Raw genomic sequence first — 14,708 nt, forward strand, 5'->3', positions numbered from 1 at the left:
TCCGTCATCCTCGGGCTCGACCCGAGGATCGGACGGCTCCAATGCTTGTGCGACGATGTTGGCGCACGGCTCGCACAACGCTCGATCCTCGGGTCAAGCCCGAGGATGACGAGGAAAGAACGGTAACCGAAATGCCCCTGATCCTGACCGAAGAACAGATGATGCTGCGGGACGCCGCCGACGGCTTTCTGAACGAACAGGCGCCGATTTCACATCTGCGCAAGCTGCGGGACGAGGGCGATCCCGATGGCGTGTCGCGCGACCTGTGGCGGGCGTTCGGCGAAATGGGTTTCGCCGGCGTCATAATCCCCGAGGCGATGGGCGGCATGGGGCTGGGCGCCGTCGAGGCCGGGGTGATCGCCGAGAGCCTGGGGCGGACCTTGACGCCGTCGCCCTTCATGGGATCGTCGGTCCTGTCGGCCAAGGTGCTGATCGACGGCGGATCGGAGGCGCAGCAGGCCTGGCTGCCTCGGATCGCGGCGGGCGAGGCGATCCTGGCCCTGGCCGTCGACGAAGGCGCCAAACACGCACCGTCGCGCATCGCGACGCAGGCTGAGCGCGCCGGAAACGGCTTCAGGCTGAACGGGGCCAAGGGCTTCGTGCTGGACGGCCATGTGGCGGACGCCCTGATCGTGGTCGCCAGGGCCGAGGAGGGGGTGACCCTGTTCCTGGTCGATCCGGCGACGGCGGGTGTCACGGTCGAACGCACGGCCATGGTGGACGCCCATAATGCAGCGCGCATCACCCTGAGCGACGTTGCGGTCGACGCCGATGCGGTGATCGGCGACGTGGGGCAGGGCGGGGCGCTGCTGGACGGCGCCCTGACGCTAGGGCGGGCCTGCGCGGCCTCGACCCTAACCGGGGCGGGCGATCAGGCGTTCAAGATCACGATGGACTATCTGCGGACCCGCAAGCAGTTCGGCAAGCTGATCGGCGAGTTCCAGGCGTTGCAGCACCGGGCGGCGCATCTGTTTTCCGAACTGGAGCTGGCGCGGGCGGCGACGCTGGGTGCGCAACTGGCCATCGACGAGGGGCGCGAGAATGCGTCTCTGGCCGCCTCGATCGCAAAGGCCAAGGCCGGCCGCGTCGCCGAACTGGCGGTGCAGGAGGCGGTTCAGATGCACGGCGGCGTCGGCATGACCGACGAGTTCGACGTCAGCCTGTTCATGAAGCGGGTGCGGGTGCTGAACGAACTGCTGGGCGACGCCGGATTCCACGCCGAACGCTTGGCGCGGGCGCAGGGGTTCTAGGTTCGGTTCTCGCCGAAGACGCCGTCATTCCGGGGCGTCCGTAGGATGAACCCGGAACCCAGGGGTACATCACCGACGCCTGACGCGGTAAGATTAGTGACGCGGCCCTGGCTTTCGGGTTCTTCGCTGCGCTCAGCCCCGGAATGACGATGAAAGAGGACTCGTTTTTGATCTAACCGACCTTTTCGCTCCACAGGTCCAGGTCGGGTTCGCGTCCGATCAGGGCCAGGCCCGCGGCGATGGACTCGAACTCGCCGCCGGTTTCGATCCGGTCCTGGCCGAAACGGTTCTGGAAGATGGCGCGCACCGCTGGCACAAAGGAGGTGCCGCCGGTCAGGAAGACGCGGTCGATCCCGTCCGGCGCCAGGCCCGCGCGGTCCATCGCCTGATCCACCGCCCCTTCGATGGCGGCCAGTTCCGGCGCGATCCAGCCCTCGAACTCGGCGCGTGCGACCGGCTTTTCGATATGGACGTCGCCCGCGTGGAAATGGAAGGTCGCCGTCTCGCTGGCGGACAGGGCCATCTTCAGGGCCGAAACGGCGCGATACAGGTCGTGGCCGTGGTTGTCGTCCAGCACCTCGATCAGGCGTTCGATCTTCTCCGGCTCCAGCGCCGTGCGGGCCAGCGCCCGGATGTCGCGCATGTCCCGCGATGCGCGTAGCAGGGCCAACTGGTCCCAGCGGGCGAAGGCGGAATAGTAGCGTTGAGGGATCGGCAACTGCTTGCCGACCGAGCTGTAGAGGCCGCCCTTGCCCAGTTCGGGCGACACCAGCTGATCGATGATCCGATAGTCGAAGGCGTCGCCGGCCACACCCACGCCCGACCGGGCCAGGGGCGTCGAACGCAAGCCATCGTCTGTCCGCTCGAACCGGATGATCGAGAAGTCGCTGGTACCGCCGCCGAAGTCGGCGACCAGGACCGTGGCGTCCTGCGTCAGCTGGCGCGCGAAATAGAAGGCCGCGCCCACCGGCTCGTGCGCGTAGCGGATGTCGGTGAAGCCCAGCCGCTGAAACGCCGTCTGATAACGGCCCAGCGCCAGAGCCTCGTCGGGATTGCCGCCCGCGAAGGTGACCGGACGACCGACGATCACCGCCGGCGGCATGGCGTCAAGCGCCTCGCCCGCGTGGTGGCGCAGCCGCAACAGGAAGGCCGCCAGCAGATCCTCGAAGGCGTATCGCCGGTTGTCGATGCGGGTTTCGGTGAAGGCGGCGCTGGCGGCGAAGGTCTTGAAGGACTGGATGAACCGCGTCTCCAACGGGTCCTCGACATAGGCGGCGATGGCCCAGGGTCCGGCCTCGACCACCCGTTCGGGCGGCTGGCCGTCGACGCTGGGATGGGTCTGGAAGCTGAGCGCCGACCGGAAGGTGGTCGTCCGACCCTCCACCGCATCGAAGGTCGCCAGATGCGCCACGCCGTCCCCATCGCTCAACGCCACGACCGTATTGGTCGTGCCGAAGTCGATGCCGATGGTCGTCGGTGTCATCGCCGTCATGGCCGCGCTCCTGGAAGGGGAGCCGGTTCCTAACGTCCGGGCGCGCAGACGCAAGGATTAAGAGCAGAACATGAGAATGAACCGGCGCGAATGGCGCTCGCGCAACGCGTTGCGATCGATACGAACGGTCGCTTCATAAGCGAAGGTTATAGGATGTGGACGTCGCTAGGATTGATGCATCTCCAGCCTGGTCGCAGAAGTGCGCCGCAACGCCTGTAATGTGCAACGCGTGATTTTTGACCAGGAACGTCGATGTCCAGGACTTCAGCCCTCGTTCCCGTCGCAGAGGCCGCCAGTTTTCTGTTCGTGCCGGGCGATCGGCCCGAGCGCTTCGGCAAGGCCGAGGCCAGCGGGTCGGGTCAGGTCATCATCGATCTCGAGGATGCGGTCGCGGCGGATATGAAGGACACGGCGCGTGACTGCGCCGCCAAATGGTTTGAGACGGGGCGCCGAGGCGTGGTTCGCATCAATGCCGCCGATACCCCTTGGCATGAGGCGGACGTTGCGTCCTGCATCGCGCCGAGCCTTGACGCCATCATGGCGCCGAAGGCCGAACACCCCGAACGGCTGGCAGCGATCGGCCATCGAACGGGCAAGCCGATCATCGCCCTGATTGAAACCGCCGCGGGCCTCAATGCTGCGAATGCAATCGCGGCCACCCCAGGGGTCGTGCGTCTCGCCTTCGGGTCGATCGATCTCTCGCTCGATCTCGGGCTTGACGCCCCCGACGAGGCGCTGGACGGCTTCAGACTGAGGCTGACGCTCGCCTCGCGTCTAGCTGGTCTCGCGCCGCCGATCGATGGCGTGCTGGCGGACTTCCGAAACGCCACGCGTCTGACCGAAACAACGCGGCGCGTGCGGGGCCTGGGTTTCAGCGCCAAGCTTTGTATTCATCCCGCCCAGGTGACCTGGGTCGAACAGGGCTTCGCGCCGAGCAGCGAAGAACTCGCCTGGGCGCAGCGTGTCGTGGGCTTGGGCGAGAGTGTCGCAGCCCTGGACGGTGAGATGATCGACCGGCCGGTTCGCGAACGCGCGCTTCGGCTTCTCGCGCGGATCAGAACGTCGACGTCGTAGCGGATCGATGTATCGGCGGACGCTGTGGTCGCACTTTACGACCCCGGCCACGTCTCGCGCCGCATGGGGGTCCGTATCAAACGCGATGCACGCAGGCCGTGACGCTCGCCGGATTCCCTAGCCGCGATCCCACACCGAAGACCACCCATCAGCCCGATGCGCCGGTCGACAAGGTCAGGCGGCGTCGGTACGTGCGGTCTCGGACCACAGTCCGAGTTCGCGTAGGATCGCCTCATTGTGTTGGCCCACCGATGGGACGGCGTCCATTCGGGGGTTGTCCGCCGCAGACTGGCCGGGCGGCAGCAAGGCTGGAATCGGGCCGCCGGGCGTCTCGACGGAGGTCCAGCGATTTCGGGCTTGCAGTTGGGGATGGTTCCAGACCTGCTTCATGTCGTTGACGCGCGCATTGGCGACCCCCGCCCTGTCCAAGAGGCCGATGACCTCTTCCGCTGTGGAGCCGGCGAAAGCCTCCTCAATCAGGCGGGTCAACAGATCACGATGCGCATGTCGACCGGAATTGCGGGCGAAACGCTCGTCTTCCGCCAGTTCCGGCCGTTTGAGCGCGACATCGCAGAAGGCCGTCCACTCACGGTCGTTCTGAACGCCCAGCATGACCATAGCGCCATCCCCCGCCCTGAAGGGACCGTAGGGGAAGATTGTTGCGTGCGCAGCGCCGACGCGGGCAGGCGGCTCTGCGCCCTCGAAGGCGTAGTACAGCGGGAAGCTCATCCATTCGACCATGCATTCAAGCATGGACACGTCGATGCGGCGGCCTTTGCCGGTCTGCTGGCGCGCGAACAGGGCCGCGAGGATATTGGTATAGGCGTACATGCCGGCGGCGATGTCGGCGATCGAGCAGCCGGCCTTCGCCGGGGCGTCGCCGTTCCCGGTAACGGACAGGAAGCCGCCCTCGCTCTGAATCAGCAGATCATATGCCTTTTTGTCCCTGTAGGGGCCGTCGGGTCCATAGCCCGAAATCCCGCATACGATCAGTTGAGGGAATTGCGTCTCCAGCGCCGCATAGTCCAGACCGAGACGATCCGCAGCGCCGGGCGCGAGGTTCTGGATCAGGACATCGGCCTTGCTCAGCAGGGCCATCAGAACGCCGTGTCCCTCAGGGGTCTTGATATCCAAGGCCAGGCTCTCTTTGGAGCGATTGGTCCATACGAAGTGTGACGCCTGCCCGCGAACCCGCTCGTCGTACCCACGAGCGAAGTCGCCGGCGCCGGGGCGTTCGATCTTGATCACTCGCGCGCCGAGGTCGGCAAGCTGTCGGGTGCAGAAGGGCGCCGCGATTGCGTGTTCGAGCGAGACGACGGTGATGCCTTCAAGCGGTCTCATGATCGGCGTGCTCCAGCGTTGATGGAATGGACCGATGTCGTCGGCCCTTTGATCATCCGCCCCCTCGACGTCACGAGGTCGGGGAGGAGGAAGGCAGGCGCGTCCACGGCGCCGACCCGCGCAGCCGCAATCCGGTTGACCAAGGGATATTGAACCCAGAGGGCGCTTTGCAGGCGAGAGGCAAGATTCGACGCGCAAGCGCCCTGTACGAAGCCGCGAAGGGCGGCTGATGCGAGGCAGATCATGAAAGTCACTTTCCTGGCCACTGTTCCGGTCTGCGTCTCTGACAGCGCTTCCGGCAGCCCTTTTACAGACGACGGTAAGATCGGCCGGGACGATGTAAATCGCCGATGCGGCAAGGATGGATTCGCGTATTGCGAAAAGAAGACGCCTGTCATGATGGTGGCGGACCACCTCAGCCGCCACGGGCCTGGCGCATGCCGCGACAACTCGGGCGCGCTCAAACTGCGGGCGAGGGCAGGGTGATGACAGGGCGCTTCCATTGCGCGGGGCCCAGGACGTGGATGCTCTCGCCCTTTGGCGTCACGGCGACAGTCACCGGCATGTCGCGCACCTCGAATTCGTAGATAGCCTCCATGCCGAGATCCTCGAAAGCCACGACGCGGCTTTCCCGAATGGCGCGCGCGACCAAATAGGCCGCTCCGCCGACGGCTGATAAATAGGCTCGGCCGTGCGCCTTGATCGACGCGATCGCTTCCGGTCCGCGTTCAGCCTTGCCCACCATGGCCGTCAGGCCGAGGCCGAGCATCATATCGGTGAATTTGTCCATTCGAGTTGCGGTCGTCGGCCCGGCAGGACCTACGACCTCGTCGCCTACCGGATCGACCGGACCGACGTAATAGATCACGCGGTTCTGGAAGCTCACCGGAAGCTCCTCGCCCCGCGCCAGCATTTCCTGGATCCGCTTGTGAGCGGCGTCGCGGCCTGTGAGCATCTTGCCGCTCAGCAGCAACCGGTCGCCCGGTTTCCAGTCGGTCATCATCTCAGGCGTCAGCGTATCCAGATCGATGCGCAGAGCCCGATCATCCGGCGCCCACGCCACATCGGGCCACGCCTCGAGATCGGGCGGAGCCAAATAGGCCGGACCGCGTCCGTCGAGCCTGAAATGCGCGTGTCGGGTCGCGGCGCAGTTCGGGATCATGGCGACCGGCTTGGATGCGGCATGGGTCGGCCAATCCAAAATCTTGACGTCGAGCACAGTGGTGAGCCCGCCCAATCCCTGGGCTCCGATGCCGAGGGCGTTGACCCGGTCGTGCAGTTCGATCCTCAGCGCTTCGATCGGGGTCTGCGCGCCTCTGGCCTTCAGTTGCGACATGTCGATCGGCGACATGAGCGATTCCTTGGCCATCACCAGCGCCTTCTCGGCGGTGCCGCCGATGCCGATGCCCAACATGCCGGGCGGACACCATCCAGCGCCCATGGCGGGAACGGTTTCGAGAACCCAGTCGATGATTGAATCGGACGGGTTCAGCATCTTGAACCTGGCCTTGTTCTCGGAGCCGCCGCCCTTGGCCGCGACGACAACCTCGACCGTGTCGCCCGGCGCCAGCTCGACGTGAATGACGCTTGGCGTGTTGTCGCCGGTGTTGCGTCGCGTGAAGGCGGGGTCGGCGACAATCGAGGCGCGGAGTGGGTTGTCGGGCGCGAGATAGGCGTGTCTGACGCCTTCATCGATCACCGACTGAAGACTGCGGTCGCCTGACAAGGTGCAGTTCTGACCCCATTTCACAAAGACCGTCACGATGCCGGTGTCCTGACAAATCGGACGCCGGCCCTCAGCGGACATGCGGCTGTTGGTCAAAATCTGTGCAATGGCGTCGCGCGCGGCCGGCGACTTCTCCAGCCTGTAGGCGTCGCCCAGGGACCGAATATAGTCCACGGGATGGAAGACGCTGATGTGTTGCAGGGCGTCGGCGATGCTGACGATGAGATCGTCGGCCTGTATGACGGGCATGGCGTGATCCTGCGCCTCTCGCGGCGGGTTGAAATCTTCGTGGCGGCGGGAGGTCTCGACGATCGACGCCTCGTCGATCCCCTGTCGCGACTAATCCAGCGCAGGCGGGACGGGTCAATCGCTTCGTCCCATGCGGCCGGCGCCGACCGTCTGCAGGATCAAGGCGTCGTATGTACGCGGCGCAGCCTCGTTCAGCAGTCCCCCCGCCCGGTGAGACGCTCGGGCGGGTTTTAGACGGTTCGACCTCCATCGACAGGAAGCTCGACGCCGGTGATGTAGTCCGCCGTCGCGAGATAGAGCGCCGCCTGGGCGACATCCTCCGGTTCGCAGAAGCGGCCCAGGGGGATGCTTCCAAGGAATTTGGCGCGATTTTCCGGGGTGTCGGCCATGCCCATGAAATCTTCCAGCATGCCGGTGACGCCCATCACTGGACAGATGGCGTTGACGCGGATTTTCCAAGGCGCCAGTTCGACCGCCAACGACTTGGACAACATGTTCGCCGCGCCTTTGGAGGCGTTGTACCATGTCAGGCCGGGCCGGGGGCGAATGCCGGCGACGGAACCGACATTCAGCATGACGCCTCCGCCATTGTCGCGCATCGCCGGCACCGCAGCGTGAACCATGTGATAGAGCGCCTTGACGTTGACGGCGAACACGCGATCAAACGTGTCCTCGTCGACCTCGAGCAACGGTCTGTTCTTGTGGGTGAAGCCCGCGTTGTTGACGATAATGTCCGGCACGCCGAACGCCTCGACGGTCGCGGAGATCAGGGCGTCGGTGTCCGCCCGCTGTGAGATGTCGGCGCGCACCGCGATCGCCCGACCTTCTCCAAGGCTTTCGGCGACGGCCTGCGCCTTTTCGAGATGAAGGTCGGCGATCACCACGCGGGCGCCGTGTTCAACATAGCGGCGGGCGATGGCCTCGCCGAAGCCGCTGGCGGCGCCCGTGACGATGGCGGTCTTGTTGTCGAGGGTCATGGTTGGTCCTACCTGTAATGCGCCGGATCAGCCGTGATTGAACACGGTCGTCTTGGTCTTGCTGAAATCATACATGGCCGCGAACCCTTTCTCGCGACCATGACCGCTCTTTCCGGCGCCCCCGAACGGCAGCTCGATGCCGGCGCCGGCGCCGTAGCAGTTCACGAAGAACTGGCCGGTGCGGATCTTTCGGCCCAATCGCATCTGACGGGCGCCATCCCGCGTCCAGACGGCGGCGACCAGTCCATAGTCGGTGTCGTTGGCCAGGCGGACGGCGTCGTCCTCGTCATCGAACGGCAGGGCCACCAGAACCGGGCCGAACACCTCTTCACGGGCGATCTCGCTATCGCGCGGCGCAGGACCGAACAGCGTCGGCTTGACGTAGAAGCCGCCGGCTGGCGCGCTCTCGACGACGACGCCTTCGGCCAGGACCGGGATTCCTGCGGACACGGCCCGGTCGATGAAGCCCTGGACGCGTTTCTGCTGCTTGGCGGTGATGATCGGGCCCGCGTCCAGATCGGCTTCCGGGCGCCCGACGCGCACCTTGGCGAACGCCTGCGACAAGCGATCGACGACCTCGTCGTATGAGCGGCGTTCGATGAGCAGCCGGCTGCCTGCGGAACAGGTTTGGCCGCTGTTCTGGATGATGGCCTTGACGATCACTGGGATGGCTGTGTCGAAGTCAGCGTCGGCGAAGACAATCTGCGGCGACTTGCCGCCGAGTTCGAGCGTGCAACTGATGTAGTGGTCGGCGCAGAGCTTCTGGATGATCTGGCCGACTTCCGGCGACCCCGTGAAGGACATGAAGTCGACGCCTTCATGGGACGCCAGCCCGGCGCCCGAGACTGCGCCCCGTCCGGTGATGATGTTCACAGACCCCGCCGGGAACCCCGCCTCTACGATCAGGTCCGCGAGCGCGAGGGCGGTGGCGCAGGCGTCCTCGGCCGGCTTCAGAACGGCGGCGTTGCCGACGGCCAGAGCCGGAGCCAGTGTCCGCCCGAACATCTGGGCGGGGTAGTTCCAGGGCAGTATGTGGCCCGTCACGCCATGCGGCTCTGGCGTAACCGTCACGGTGTAGCCTGCGAGATAGGGCAGGGTCTCGCCGTGAAGCTTGTCGGCGGCCCCGCCATAGAACTCAAAATAGCGGGCCAGGGCGACGATGTCGTTGCGGGCGACCGTCGCGGGCTTGCCTGTGTCGCGGGCCTCACAATCGGCGAGGCGGTCTATATCGCGGAGAACCAGTTCGGAGAAGCGATGCAGGAGACGGCCGCGTTCCAGCGCTGTCGTCCGCCCCCAGGGGCCCTCGTCGAACGCCGCGCGAGCCGCCTTCACGGCCGCGTCGACATCATCCAGCGTGCTGTCGGCGATCTTGCCGATGATCGCCCCCGTCGCGGGCTCCAAGACGTCGATCTGATCGGGTCCTGTCGACGCGCGCCACTCGCCGTCGATGAAATTGCAGGCCTGGGTCATCGCTTTGTCTTCTCTCTCCTCGACCGACCGAACGGCGACGCGGCCGCCCGACGCCCCGCGGGACGGCGAGGTTGACGTGGCGCATCGGCCGCCGATCACGGCTCTCGTTGTCTGAGGACGTAGCGCCTGACATCGATAAGGTCTAATAAGCCAAATGGCTCAACCTCATGCATGGTGATTATGGATCTTCGGCATCTCCGCTATGTCATCGCCGCCGCCGAGGAGTTGCATTTCACCCGCGCGGCCCATCGGCTCGACATCGCTCAACCTGCGTTGAGCCAGCAAATCCGGCGCCTCGAGGACGAAATCGGCGCGCGACTGTTCCACCGCCTCACCAGAGGCGTCGAACTGACCGAGGCCGGGCGCGCCTTTCTGCCCTTCGCCCGGGCGTCCCTGCAGGCGGCCGACCAGGCCATGATCGTCGCCAGACGCGCCGCCCGAGGCGAACTGGGCCGCATCGCGATCGGTTTCACCAGTTCGGCGTCGTTCAACCCGCTGGTCACAGCCGTCATCGGCCGATTCCGGGATGCCTATCCGGATCTCGAGCTTGATCTGCATGAGCAAGCCACGTCGCGGCTCATCGAGTCGCTGCGGGCGGGGGACCTGCATCTGGCCTTTCTGCGAGCGGCGGACGACGAACTGGTCGGGTTGCGTCGCACGCCCCTTCCCGATGAGCCGTTATGGGCGGCGCTGCCGGTAAGGCATCGTCTAGCCGGCCAAGGCCGGATATCCCTGGCGGACCTGGCGGGCGACCCGTTCATCCTCTATCCGCGCGCGAATGGCCGGCTTCTGTACGACGCCATCATCGCGGCCTGCGGGCGATCGGGGTTCAGCCCGCGCATCGCACAGGAAGCCCCGCAGATGGCCTCGACGGTGAACCTGGTCGCTGCAGGCGTCGGCGTGGCCCTGGTCCCGGCCTCGATGCGCCAGATCAAGGCGCCGGGCGTGGCTTACACCCAGTTGAGCGGCACGCCGCCCGTCGCGGCCCTCAGCCTGGTCCAGGCTCCTGACGCCGGGTTGAATCCGGCCATCCGTCATCTTCTGCGTTGCCTCGAGGATTTACGCATCGAGGTGGCCGCCTAGGCCGCAGGATCCGGGCAGGCCTCTGCCGCGCGCCGGGCCAGGAGTTCAGCCACGCCGCGGGCCAATCCGCCCTGTCGCGCCTTCGGCGAGAGGCAAAGCAACATCCGGCGGTGAGCCCATGCGTCGTCGAGGGAACGAACCTCGATGCCGGAACCCGCCGCAAATCGTCGCGCTGCAGTTTCGGGCAGCACGCCGAGGCCGAAACCGGCCTCGACCATGCGAAAGACGCCCTCAAAGCTGCGGACCTGGATTCTGAGGCGAAAGGGCTGTTCCTCAGCGGCCGCTTCGGCCTGCATTCGGCGCGTGATGGCCGTCGCCTCGAGCAGGCCGACGAAGTCGTGCTTGAGAAAACGCGCGAAGGCGACCGGAGCGTCCTCCAGGGCGCCGGCCTCTGCGAAAACCTCTGATGGAGCCATCAAGGCGAGCCGGTCCGTCCTGTAGGGAAGAAGGTCCAGGCCCGGAGCGTCGGTCCCCTCTACGATGACGCCGAGATCGGCGCGATCGGTCTGAACCGCCGCAACGACCTCGAAGCTCCACGCCTCTTCGAGATCGATCCGGACATCCGGCGCGGATCGCGCATAGGCCGCGAGGTCGGACGGCAGAAACTGCGTGACCGCCGACGTATTGGCCAGAACCCTGACCTGCCCCTTCAATCCGCCGGCGTAGTCGGCCATCTCGCTGTCCAGGGCGCGGGCCTGTTCAAGCAGCGCGCGGGCGCCGAGCAGCAGCGCCTCTCCAGCAGGCGTCAGGCTGACGCCGTGGCGGCTGCGGTAGAAGAGACGAACCCCAAGCCGGTCTTCGAGATGGGTGATCCGGCGCGACGCCGCGGCGACGGCGAGATTCGACTGTCTGGCCGCGTCGCCCAGCTTTCCGGTCTCAGCGGCCCTGACGAATAGGCGCAAGCTGACCAGATCCTGCACGCGACGACTCCTCAATGTGACGCCCTATTGGGTCGCACGGCCGGTCGCTGGCAAGTCGGTTGAGCGACGTGCGCGATAATCGGGCGTTATGGCCCCTCAGGCGAAGGCGGGCGCCTCATGTCGTCCTCGTCGATAGAGGGCTCAGAATCTCGAAGATGGGCCGCGCGCCGATCCGCCGTCGGGCTCTTGTAGCAGACATCGGCGCAGTCGCCGGTGAATCCCGATCCTCCGTCCCCGAACGCTCGGCGCACGAGGCGGCTGCAATCTGGGATAGCGTTGGTTTTGAATTCGCAGAATGCGAAATCAACATTGCCGCATCGGCGATTTACTCGCTCCGCGATCGGCCTAATCAGGCAGCAACGCTCCGCTTCAGAGAGAGCGTTCGGAAACGACAGATACAGGGATATCGAGATGATGGCGAAGTCATATTTGCGTCTGGCTGCGACAGCGGCGCTGTCGATCATGACCGTTGGCGCGTTTGGCTCCAGCGCTTCATCTCAAGCCATCGACGCAGGCGACTACGTCCCTGCGCCCCCAGGCACCCAACTGGGTCTGCTCTACACCCAATTCAGCCACGCCAAGGGTCTTTACGCCAAGGGCGACAAGATCGACGGCGATGCAAAGCTCGACGTCAGCGTCGTGATGCCGCGTTACGTGGGCTTCACCAAGGTCGGCGGCATGACCCTCGACTATCAGGTGCTTCTGCCGTTCGTGGAGATCGATGCGGGCGGATCGACATCGGCGCTGGGCAGCACGCGCGGCATGGGCGACACGATCCTTGTCAGCACGCTGTGGCTGCACGAAGACGCTGCTCGCAAATCCTATTTCGGGATCACCCCCTATGTGTATGTCCCGACTGGGGAATATGACGGCGCAAAGGCGCTGAATCCCGGTGAAAACCGATGGAAAGGCTCACTGCAGGCCGTCTGGTCCAAGGGGATAGGAGAACGCTGGGTGGGCGAGGTCGCCGGAGACGTGATGGTGTACGGCTCCAACGACGATTATGCTGGCGGCCAAAAGCTTGAACAGGACCCTACATGGCGGGTCCAGGCCTTCGCGCGCTACATGGTCGATGACGCCAACGAGGCGAACCTGCGCCTGATGTATGTCGGCGGCGGCGAAACCGAGATCAACGGCGTCGCTCAGGACAACAAGACCGGCACGCTGTCGGCCCTCGCGACATGGCGGCATACCTTCAGTCCGCAATGGCAGTTGCTAAGCCAGGCGGGCAGGGACCTCTCGGTCGAGAACGGCTTCAAGGAGGCCGGCCGTGTCCAGTTTCGCCTGTTGCGGGTGTTCTGAGCGCGCAAAGACATAATCAGGGAGGCATCATTCCATGACCGACGACATCGACCCGATCCGCCTCGGCAAGGCGCTTGAAGATTACAACAGGGGGCGTGTCGATCGACGCGGCTTCCTGCGCGGCGCCGTCCTGGCGGGCGCCAGCGTCGGGGTCGCCCAAGCCCTGTCCCTCAGCGGCGGCAAGGCGTGGGCGCAGTCCACGCGTTCGGTGGAAGCGCCGCGCGCCGCCGACTATATCGTCATTGGCGCAGGTTCCGCCGGGGCGACGGCCGCAGGGCAATTGGCCCGCACGACGGAGGCCTCGGTCCTGCTGCTGGAGGGCGGCCTGTCTGACGCCCAGGACTCCATCAGCGATCCGGCGCAATGGCCGGCGGCGCTGGGCTCGCCCTTCACGAAGAACTACGCGACAGTCCCCCAGATTCACGCCGACAACCGCGTGATTCCCTATCCCCGCGGCGAAGGGTTGGGCGGATGCAGCAGCGTAAACTGCATGATCTACTGCCGCGGCGCCGCCAGCGACTACGACGACTGGGCCTACAACGGAGCCACAGGCTGGGGCTGGAAAGAGGTCCTGCCGGAATACAAGGCGTTAGAGGACTGGGAAGGCGGCGCCTCTGAACTGCGCGGCGCAGGCGGTCCGCTCCATGTGACGCGTCCGAACCCGGCCCTCGGCCACGAGGGCGCCCGCGCGTTCATGGAGGGCGCCAAGTCCCTGGGGTATCCGGAGACGGCGGACTTCAACGGCGGCACGCTGGAAGGCCCGGCCTGGGTCAACTTCACGGTCTATGGCGGAAAGCGCCAGTCTTCGGCGGTCGCCTTCCTGCGTCCGGCGCAGGAAGCGGGCCGAAAGCTGACAGTCCTGACCGAAGCGCCCGTCCTGCGTCTGATCATCGAAAGGGGACGCTGCACCGGCGTCGAATATCTGCACAATGGTCGCCCGACGATCGTGAAGGCGAACAAGGAGGTCATCCTCTCCGCCGGCGCCTTGATCACCCCCAAGCTTCTGATGCTGTCGGGCATCGGCGACGCCGCCGCCCTGCGCGCGCTTGGCCTGACGCCCGTTGTCGATCTGCCGGGAGTTGGAGCCAATCTACAGGATCATGTTCTCGGCGCCGGGGTGAACTACGAAGCGAAAGGGCCGGTGCCGCCGACGCGCTACAACGCCTCCGAAGTCTATATGTGGTGGAAGTCCGATCCTTCGCAGCCGGTCCCGGATATCAACGCGCTCTACGTCAGCCTGCCGTTCGCCACTCAGGAGCTGAATCTCCAGCAGCAACACGGCTACGCCATCCTCTGCGGGGTCATGCGGCCCAAGTCGCGGGGCAGCGTCACCCTCACGTCGTCCGATCCGCGCGTCGATCCCCTGATTGATCCGAACTATCTTCAGGTCGGCCAGGATTTCGTCGCTCTGAAAGCGGCCACCGACCTGGCGCGCGCGATCGGCAACAGCGACGCCTATCGCGACATTCGAAAGGCGGAACTGATGCCCGCGCATTCAGCCGCATCGCCCGAGGCGTATCGCGCTTTCCTGCGCAAGTCCGTCTCGACCTATTTCCATCCGGTGGGCACCGCCAAGATGGGAACAGACGTCGGATCAGTCGTCGATCCGCATCTGAAGGTCTATGGTGTCGAAGGCCTGCGCGTGGCGGACGCCTCGGTCATGCCGTCGATCACCACCGGCAATACGAATGCGCCATCCATCCTTATCGGTTGGCGCGCCGCCAAGATGGCCGCGGCCGCCGCATGACCGTGTGATCAGGAACGATTGTCTCTCCCCTAAGCCTCGGCGACGATGTGGTCGCCGGGGCGATCCTGTCTCTGAAA

12 protein-coding genes are annotated in these 14,708 nt (G+C 65.5%); 6 read left to right on the top strand and 6 right to left on the bottom strand.

The features are described from left to right. The first annotated feature begins 131 nt into the window (after window positions 1–131). Window positions 132–1,250: an acyl-CoA dehydrogenase gene (locus P0Y50_11280; protein WEK39126.1), complete on the top strand. Its 1,119-nt coding sequence runs from the start codon at window positions 132–134 to the stop codon at window positions 1,248–1,250. A gap of 172 nt (window positions 1,251–1,422) precedes the next feature. Here the strand turns inward: P0Y50_11280 and P0Y50_11285 are convergent, their stop codons facing one another. Further along, the gene (locus P0Y50_11285; protein WEK39127.1) at window positions 1,423–2,742 is read right to left on the bottom strand and encodes an Hsp70 family protein; all 1,320 of its coding nucleotides are present in this window, start codon (window positions 2,740–2,742) and stop codon (window positions 1,423–1,425) included. Between the two features lie 306 nt (window positions 2,743–3,048). Between P0Y50_11285 and P0Y50_11290 the strand changes: the two genes are divergently transcribed. After that, the gene (locus P0Y50_11290) at window positions 3,049–3,816 is read left to right on the top strand and encodes a CoA ester lyase (GenBank protein ID WEK39128.1); all 768 of its coding nucleotides are present in this window, start codon (window positions 3,049–3,051) and stop codon (window positions 3,814–3,816) included. A gap of 174 nt (window positions 3,817–3,990) precedes the next feature. Here the strand turns inward: P0Y50_11290 and P0Y50_11295 are convergent, their stop codons facing one another. Next, the gene (locus tag P0Y50_11295; GenBank protein WEK39129.1) at window positions 3,991–5,583 is read right to left on the bottom strand and encodes a CaiB/BaiF CoA-transferase family protein; all 1,593 of its coding nucleotides are present in this window, start codon (window positions 5,581–5,583) and stop codon (window positions 3,991–3,993) included. Between the two features lie 34 nt (window positions 5,584–5,617). Next, the gene (locus P0Y50_11300; GenBank protein WEK39130.1) at window positions 5,618–7,132 is read right to left on the bottom strand and encodes a fumarate hydratase; all 1,515 of its coding nucleotides are present in this window, start codon (window positions 7,130–7,132) and stop codon (window positions 5,618–5,620) included. On the opposite strand from P0Y50_11300, the gene P0Y50_11305 reads away from it, so the two are divergent. Beyond that, entirely contained in the window at window positions 7,061–7,366 is a 306-nt protein-coding gene (locus P0Y50_11305) for a hypothetical protein (GenBank protein ID WEK41594.1), read from the top strand. The genes P0Y50_11300 and P0Y50_11305 overlap by 72 nt on opposite strands. Here the strand turns inward: P0Y50_11305 and P0Y50_11310 are convergent. Beyond that, window positions 7,363–8,109 (bottom strand): SDR family oxidoreductase, encoded by a 747-nt coding sequence (locus P0Y50_11310; GenBank protein ID WEK39131.1) that lies wholly within the window; start codon window positions 8,107–8,109, stop codon window positions 7,363–7,365. The genes P0Y50_11305 and P0Y50_11310 overlap by 4 nt on opposite strands. A 27-nt stretch (window positions 8,110–8,136) precedes the next feature. After that, window positions 8,137–9,579 (bottom strand): aldehyde dehydrogenase family protein, encoded by a 1,443-nt coding sequence (locus tag P0Y50_11315; protein WEK39132.1) that lies wholly within the window; start codon window positions 9,577–9,579, stop codon window positions 8,137–8,139. Between the two features lie 171 nt (window positions 9,580–9,750). Between P0Y50_11315 and P0Y50_11320 the strand changes: the two genes are divergently transcribed. After that, entirely contained in the window at window positions 9,751–10,662 is a 912-nt protein-coding gene (locus P0Y50_11320; protein ID WEK39133.1) for a LysR family transcriptional regulator, read from the top strand. On the opposite strand, the gene P0Y50_11325 is transcribed toward P0Y50_11320, so the two are convergent. Next, window positions 10,659–11,582 (bottom strand): LysR family transcriptional regulator, encoded by a 924-nt coding sequence (locus P0Y50_11325; protein WEK39134.1) that lies wholly within the window; start codon window positions 11,580–11,582, stop codon window positions 10,659–10,661. The genes P0Y50_11320 and P0Y50_11325 overlap by 4 nt on opposite strands. A gap of 282 nt (window positions 11,583–11,864) precedes the next feature. On the opposite strand from P0Y50_11325, the gene P0Y50_11330 reads away from it, so the two are divergent. Both P0Y50_11330 and P0Y50_11335 read left to right on the top strand, forming a co-directional pair. Further along, the gene (locus tag P0Y50_11330; protein WEK39135.1) at window positions 11,865–12,884 is read left to right on the top strand and encodes a transporter; all 1,020 of its coding nucleotides are present in this window, start codon (window positions 11,865–11,867) and stop codon (window positions 12,882–12,884) included. A gap of 34 nt (window positions 12,885–12,918) precedes the next feature. Continuing rightward, window positions 12,919–14,631, top strand: a complete 1,713-nt coding sequence (locus P0Y50_11335) for a GMC family oxidoreductase N-terminal domain-containing protein (protein WEK39136.1) — start codon at window positions 12,919–12,921, stop codon at window positions 14,629–14,631. Window positions 14,632–14,708: the final 77 nt, after the last annotated feature.

Origin of the sequence: Candidatus Brevundimonas colombiensis (assembly GCA_029202665.1) — a bacterium.
In the GTDB taxonomy this organism is placed as follows: Bacteria; Pseudomonadota; Alphaproteobacteria; order Caulobacterales; family Caulobacteraceae; genus Brevundimonas; species Brevundimonas colombiensis.

Excerpts from the sequence above, each read along its gene's own strand:
- P0Y50_11280 (WEK39126.1), top strand. The coding sequence starts at position 132 with ATGCCCCTGATCCTGACCGAAGAACAGATGATGCTGCGGGACGCCGCC.
- P0Y50_11285 (WEK39127.1), bottom strand. The coding sequence starts at position 2,742 with ATGACGGCGATGACACCGACGACCATCGGCATCGACTTCGGCACGACC.
- P0Y50_11305 (WEK41594.1), top strand. The coding sequence starts at position 7,061 with ATGGAAGACGCTGATGTGTTGCAGGGCGTCGGCGATGCTGACGATGAG.
- P0Y50_11300 (WEK39130.1), bottom strand. The coding sequence starts at position 7,132 with ATGCCCGTCATACAGGCCGACGATCTCATCGTCAGCATCGCCGACGCC.
- P0Y50_11310 (WEK39131.1), bottom strand. The coding sequence starts at position 8,109 with ATGACCCTCGACAACAAGACCGCCATCGTCACGGGCGCCGCCAGCGGC.
- P0Y50_11315 (WEK39132.1), bottom strand. The coding sequence starts at position 9,579 with ATGACCCAGGCCTGCAATTTCATCGACGGCGAGTGGCGCGCGTCGACA.
- P0Y50_11320 (WEK39133.1), top strand. The coding sequence starts at position 9,751 with ATGGTGATTATGGATCTTCGGCATCTCCGCTATGTCATCGCCGCCGCC.
- P0Y50_11335 (WEK39136.1), top strand. The coding sequence starts at position 12,919 with ATGACCGACGACATCGACCCGATCCGCCTCGGCAAGGCGCTTGAAGAT.